The sequence below is a fragment of the Heyndrickxia coagulans DSM 1 = ATCC 7050 genome, assembly GCF_000290615.1.
Taxonomy (GTDB): Bacteria; Bacillota; Bacilli; order Bacillales; family Bacillaceae_C; genus Weizmannia; species Weizmannia coagulans.
The window spans coordinates 1-6054 of record NZ_ALAS01000117.1; the positions used below are offsets into that span (position 1 = coordinate 1).

A 6054-nucleotide genomic window follows, 5' to 3' on the forward strand; every position below is an offset into this window, starting at 1 on the left:
GCTTTTGAAGCTCTGGACACCTCGTATCATACCAGGGGGGCTCTTTTTTGTGCAAACCTCAAATTTCCTTCATTACAGGAATGCTCCTCGAAGTTCTTTTGCCGGAACTCTTTCTTTTCCGCTGCCCTTATTATAGCCCCGGAAGGCGCATGATCAAGGAGAATCCGCTTTTTCTTATATACTAACCGAATGAAAAGAAAAAGATATGAATGGTTTGTTAAAAAATGATGAGAAAGAAAACCCGTTTTTTCCATTCATAAATGTCTCCGGTTGGGCAGATAGTAAAGAAGAGTGTTGACATTGAAAAGAAGAAAGGAAAATACAGACAATGGATCATTTAACAACAAACACACCTTTATCCGATAAAAACAATGAAATCCATCAAAAAAGATGGGCGATTGTGGCATTATCGTCCATCCCCCTGATTATGACACTGGGGAATTCGATGCTGATCCCGGTCCTTCCCCTGATGGAGGACAAACTGGGCATCTCCAAAGTCCAATCCAGCTATATTATCACCTTTTATTCAATTGTCGCCATTTTCCTTATTCCGGTTGCCGGATTTTTATCGGACAGATACGGCCGAAAAATGGTCATTATCCCGTCACTTGTGATTACGGCTGCCGGAGGGGCGATTTCGGCATATGCTGCCTGGCAACTCGATCACCCGTATTCCCTTATTTTGGTCGGCCGGACTTTGCAGGGCGTCGGGACGGCCGGCGCGGCACCGATCGTATTGCCGCTTGTCGGCGATATGTTTCGCCGCAACCGGGATGTGAGCACCACCCTCGGCATTATTGAAACGGCCAATACATTTGGAAAAGTATTGAGCCCGATTCTCGGATCCTTTCTGGCAGGGTTGATCTGGTTTTTGCCTTTTGCGGCCATCCCGGTCTTTTGCCTGATCTCTATCCTGTCTGTTTTGTTTCTTGTCAAAAGGCCGGCACAAGAAAAACAGGGTCCGGGAATCAAAGCATTTATATCGAATACGAAAAAGGTGTTCCGCCAGCACTGGAGCTGGCTGGCGTCCGTATTTGCGATCGGGGCCATCGTGATGTTTATTTTGTTTGCTGTGCTGTTTTATTTGTCGTCCAATCTGGAAGACCAGTACGGCTACCACGGCGTGAAGAAAGGGTTTATTTTGGCCGTCCCGCTTGCGGCGCTGTGCCTTTCTTCCTTTATAACAGGGAAAATCATTAAAGAAAACATGGTACTGATGAAATGGATTATTTTCTCCAGTGTGCTTATTACCGGAGCCTCCGTGCTCGTGATCTCCTTTTCGGACCGTTTTTTCTATTTAATGGGGACCTTTCTCATTTGCGGAATCGGAATCGGTGCCTCTCTTACGCCGTTAGATGCGCTGATTAACCAGTCGATTGAAAAAGAAGTCCGCGGGACGATCAGCGCCATTTACAGTTCGATGCGCTACATCGGCGTGGCGGCAGGCCCGTTATTTATGGCCAATTTTATGAAAGGGCGAGTTGAGATCAGCATGGTGATCATGGCCGGTTTCTGCCTGGTGGCGGCAGGGCTTACATTTGCGGCGGTGAAACCGGACAAATCACGTGCTAAAGCCTCTTCCCCTGCTTAATTGCGGAGTCGTGCGATTTCAAGCATTTGTAGCGCCTTTTTGTTTCAGGTAAACTGATGATAAAGGAAGTGAAAGAAAGAAGGGAATGTCTTGGGTGAAAACAGACCATTCAATCGGTTAATTCATGAAAAATCACCTTATTTGCTGCAGCACGCCCGTAATCCGGTTGACTGGTATCCGTGGGGCGAAGACGCTTTTGCGAAAGCGAAGCGGGAAAACAAGCCGGTTTTTGTTTCCATCGGCTATTCGACCTGCCACTGGTGCCATGTGATGGAGCGGGAGTCTTTTGAAAATGAAGAGGTGGCGCGGATCCTGAATGAGAAATTTGTGGCGATTAAGGTGGACAGGGAAGAGCGGCCGGATATTGATGCCATTTATATGCTTGTTTGCCAAATGATGACTGGGCAGGGCGGCTGGCCGTTGAGCGTATTTTTGACGCCGGAGAAGGTCCCTTTTTATGCCGGAACCTATTTTCCGCGGGAAAGCCGGTATGGGATGCCCGGTTTTAAAGAAGTGTTGCATTATTTATCCCAACAATACACCGAAAATCCGGACCGGATCAAGGATGTGGGGGCACAAGTCAAACAGGCGCTCAAGGCAAGCCGGGAAAAAGGGGGGCAAACGGCTTTAACGAAAGAAACGGCCGGGCGCGCTTTCCAAACTTACAAGCAGGCTTTTGATCCCCGCTATGGCGGTTTTGGCAGGGCGCCGAAATTTCCAATGCCGCATTCACTTGTATTTTTACTCATGTATGCCAAATTTTATGAAAACCGGGATGCGCTTGCGATGGCAACAAAAACATTGGACGGGCTGGCGCGCGGGGGAATTTATGACCATATTGGTTACGGTTTTTCCCGCTATTCCGTTGATGAAAAATTTTTGGTGCCGCACTTTGAAAAGATGCTTTATGACAATGCGCTGCTTGCACTGGCCTATACCGATGCTTTCCGGATGACGAAAAATGCCCGGTACAAAAAAATAACGGAAGAAATCATCAAGTATGTGCTGCGTGATATGGCCCATCCGGATGGCGGATTCTATTCCGCGGAAGATGCCGACTCGGAAGGCGAGGAAGGAAAGTTTTATGTGTGGACGCCTAAAGAAGTAAAAGATGTGCTGGGGGAACAGTTGGGCACGCTCTTTTGCCAGGCATACGGCATTACCGGGCAGGGAAATTTCGAAGGAAAAAATATTCCGAACCAGATTACAACCCATTTGGAAACAATTGCAAAAAAGGAAGGGATTTCTCCCGCAGCGCTGGCGGAAAAATTAGAAACGGCACGGCAAAGCTTATTCCAGCACCGGGAAAAGCGGGTGCGCCCGTTCCGCGATGATAAAATTTTAACGGCATGGAACGGCTTAATGATTGCAGCACTCGCAAAAGCGGGGCGTGTTTTTTATCAACCATCTTATGTGCAGGCTGCAGAAAAAGCGGTTTCTTTTATAAGGGACAACTTGATCCAAAATGGCCGGGTAATGGTAAGATACCGCGATGGCGAAGTAAAAAACAAAGGTTTTATAGACGAATATGCCTTTCTCCTGTGGGGATATATGGAACTGTATGAGTCCACTTTTGCCCCTTTTTATTTGGCGGAAGCAAAAAGACTGGCCGGCAATATGATTGATTTATTTTGGGACGGACATGGAGGAGGCTTTTTCTTTAGCGGAAACGACGATGAGCCATTGCTCGTCAGGCAAAAGGCGTCTTATGACGGGGCACTGCCTTCCGGGAACAGTGTCGCAGCCTGCCAATTGTTAAGGCTGGCGAAACTGACCGGGGATTTTACGTTGGAAGAAAAAGTCCAGCAAATGTTTCAGGCCTTCAGCAAGGTTATCCATGATGATCCCAATGCCCACGCCATGATGATGCAGGCAGTGATGTACGCACAGCAGGCAACGAAGGAAGTGGTGATCGTTATGGATGATGAAACAGAAAAAGCTGTTGATTTTATCCGCCATATTCAGGAGAATTTTCACCCCGAAATTTCCTTCATGGCAGTAAAAAGGCGCGAAAAGAAGAAACTCTCCAAAATCGCCCCTTTTATTGAAGATTATGCCATGATAAACGGGCAACCAACCATTTATGTCTGTGAAAACTTCAGCTGCAATCAACCGACAAACGATTTTCAAACTGCCAGGGATTTGCTCTTTAAAAAATGATTGAAAACATGCCTGTTGAAAACCATAAAAGAAGCCGGAATGATGCATTCACGATATGCTTTTTCCTGGCACAAAAAACAAACCCCGGTTGCATTCCACCGGGGTTTGTTTTCTTTATTTATTCTTTTTGGCTGAATCCGGAATGGAGGTTTTCGGCAACCCGGCCATATCCGTCTGGTCAAAGGAATAGTCATACTTGTTCCGGTTCACCGGCGTAAAACCTTTTGGCGTATAGAAACGGAGCAGGTCGTCGTATACCACTTTATCAGACAGATTCAGCATCTCTTTTGCAATCTTTTCATCAGTTTTGCCTAGTTTTGGATTGACTTTTTCACCGGTCGCATTGTCGTAAAGCGTTCCGGATACTTGCGTGTACTTATTGGTGACAAAATCACCGTTACGGAATGGAACGACTTGGCGGTGCTGGCTGGACAAAAGATCAGACCCGAACTGGATGTAGTCTTTTGTATCAATGCCAAGCAAATGCATAACCGTCGGCATCACATCGACTTCACCGCCGTACGTATGCTTGATCCCGCCTTTTGCGCCCGGGACGTGGATAAACAGCGGCACCCTTTGCAGCTGTGCGTTCAAATATGGCGTAATTTCAGGAACGCCGAGCACTTTCGCCATCGCCGCATTGTGATTTTCCGAAATGCCATAATGGTCGCCGTACATGACAATCACCGTATGGTCATAAAGCCCGGATTCCTTCAAATAGGTGAAGAACTGCTGTATCGCTTCATCCAGATAATGGGCGGTTTGAAAATAGTTATCCACGGTTTTATCGCCGAAATCGCCCTTTGGGAAGTCTGCATCCTCTTCATCCAAAGGAAACGGAAAGTGGTTTGAAAGCGTAATAAACTTCGCATAGAAAGGCTGCGGCAATTTGGTCAAATACTGCATCGACTCATTAAACCAAGGTTTGTCCTTCATCCCGTAGTTTAACGTATTTTTGTCGTTCATATCGTAATACTTGGCGTCAAAGAAACGGTCATAGCCGAACGATTTGTACATTTCGTCACGGTTCCAGAAAGTCTTATAGTTTCCGTGGAAAACAGCCGATGTATAGCCTTTCTGGTCAAGAATAGCAGGCGCCGCCTGGTACGTATTTTGTGCTTTCGTCGTAAATACCGACCCTGTCGGCAGCGGGAACAGCGAGTTTTCCATCATAAATTCGGCATCAGACGTTTTCCCCTGGCCTGTCTGGTGGAAAAAGTTATCGAAATAAAAGGTGTTTTTGTCCTTTGTCAGCGAGTTTAAAAACGGTGTGACCTCTTTGCCGTCCAATTTGTAATTGATCAAAAAGTTCTGGAACGACTCAAGTGAAACGTAAATGACATTCATACCCTTTGCCGCGCCGAAATATTTGCTGTCCGGCTCGGTATAGTTCGCTTTCACATAGTTTTCCACATCGCTCACGTCACTGCTATCAGCCATCGCCCGTTGCGCAGACGATTTTGTTGTCTGAACCGCATCATAAAGGGTGTAATTGTACATGCCGAGATATTTCACGATATAACTGCGGTCAAAAGTCCGCGTTAAAAGCTGCGGGCGGTCCGCTTCGGCAAGACCGAGATTAAAAATGAAAAATGCAATTGCGGCAATCATCAGCCCGGCAAGCGAGCGGCGGCTGACCTTCTCTGCATTGGCCCTGACGGCTTTCGTTGCAATCAAGACAATGAGGATGATCGTATCAAAAAAGTAAAAAATATCATAAGGCTTCATTAATGCAGCGGCACTCCCGCCGAGGTCGCCGAAGTTTTTCGTCTGCGACAGCACAGGCAGTGTAATGAAGTCATTAAAAAAACGGTAATAGCATACATTCGCGTACAGCAAAACAGACAAAAGCACGTCAATCACAGTCATTGCAATGATCCGGCCGCGTCCTTTAAAGAAAAGCGCAAGCGCAAAGAAGAACAGTGCCGAACTGATGGGATTGATGGCGAGCAAAAATTTCTGCATGCCGTTTTGCAGATCCAGATTGAATTCCGCTTTATAGACAATATAAGTTTTTACCCAGAACAAAAAAACCATGAGAAAGTACAGGGCGTATTTTTTATTTAGCAAACTTTTAATCTGGCTAAACGAGATCTTCATTCAGTATTCCCTCCCAATCGCCAAACTCTCCGGCAACAATTTCAGGACGCTTCTTCATTCATACCAACATATTGTAATACAATTTTTAAAAAAAGCAAGCGCTCATTAACGGCTGTATGTGTCAAGTTTTTCTCGACAAGGTTTAAATATCGGGTATTCCAAGACACTCTTTTTGTACACTTTCGGCTACCGTGCTTTACTTG

3 protein-coding genes are annotated in these 6054 nt (G+C 46.2%); 2 read left to right on the forward strand and 1 reads right to left on the reverse strand.

Annotation, left to right across the window (positions count from 1 at the left end; translation table 11 throughout):
• The first annotated feature begins 328 nt into the window (after positions 1-328).
• Together IC21_RS05790 and IC21_RS05795 are read left to right on the forward strand one after the other, a co-directional pair.
• Positions 329-1591 (forward strand): MFS transporter, encoded by a 1263-nt coding sequence (locus tag IC21_RS05790; RefSeq protein WP_029143005.1) that lies wholly within the window; start codon positions 329-331, stop codon positions 1589-1591.
• Positions 1592-1681: 90 nt separating this feature from the next.
• Positions 1682-3751 (forward strand): thioredoxin domain-containing protein, encoded by a 2070-nt coding sequence (locus IC21_RS05795; RefSeq protein WP_029143004.1) that lies wholly within the window; start codon positions 1682-1684, stop codon positions 3749-3751.
• Positions 3752-3865: 114 nt separating this feature from the next.
• Here IC21_RS05795 and ltaS read toward each other — a convergent pair whose 3' ends face one another.
• Positions 3866-5851 (reverse strand): lipoteichoic acid synthase, encoded by a 1986-nt coding sequence (ltaS, locus tag IC21_RS05800; protein ID WP_029143003.1) that lies wholly within the window; start codon positions 5849-5851, stop codon positions 3866-3868.
• Positions 5852-6054 lie beyond the last annotated feature (203 nt).

Bases quoted from the DNA above. Each gene is read 5' to 3' on its own strand.
- IC21_RS05790 (WP_029143005.1), top strand. From the start codon at position 329: ATGGATCATTTAACAACAAACACACCTTTATCCGATAAAAACAATGAA.
- ltaS (WP_029143003.1), bottom strand. From the start codon at position 5,851: ATGAAGATCTCGTTTAGCCAGATTAAAAGTTTGCTAAATAAAAAATAC.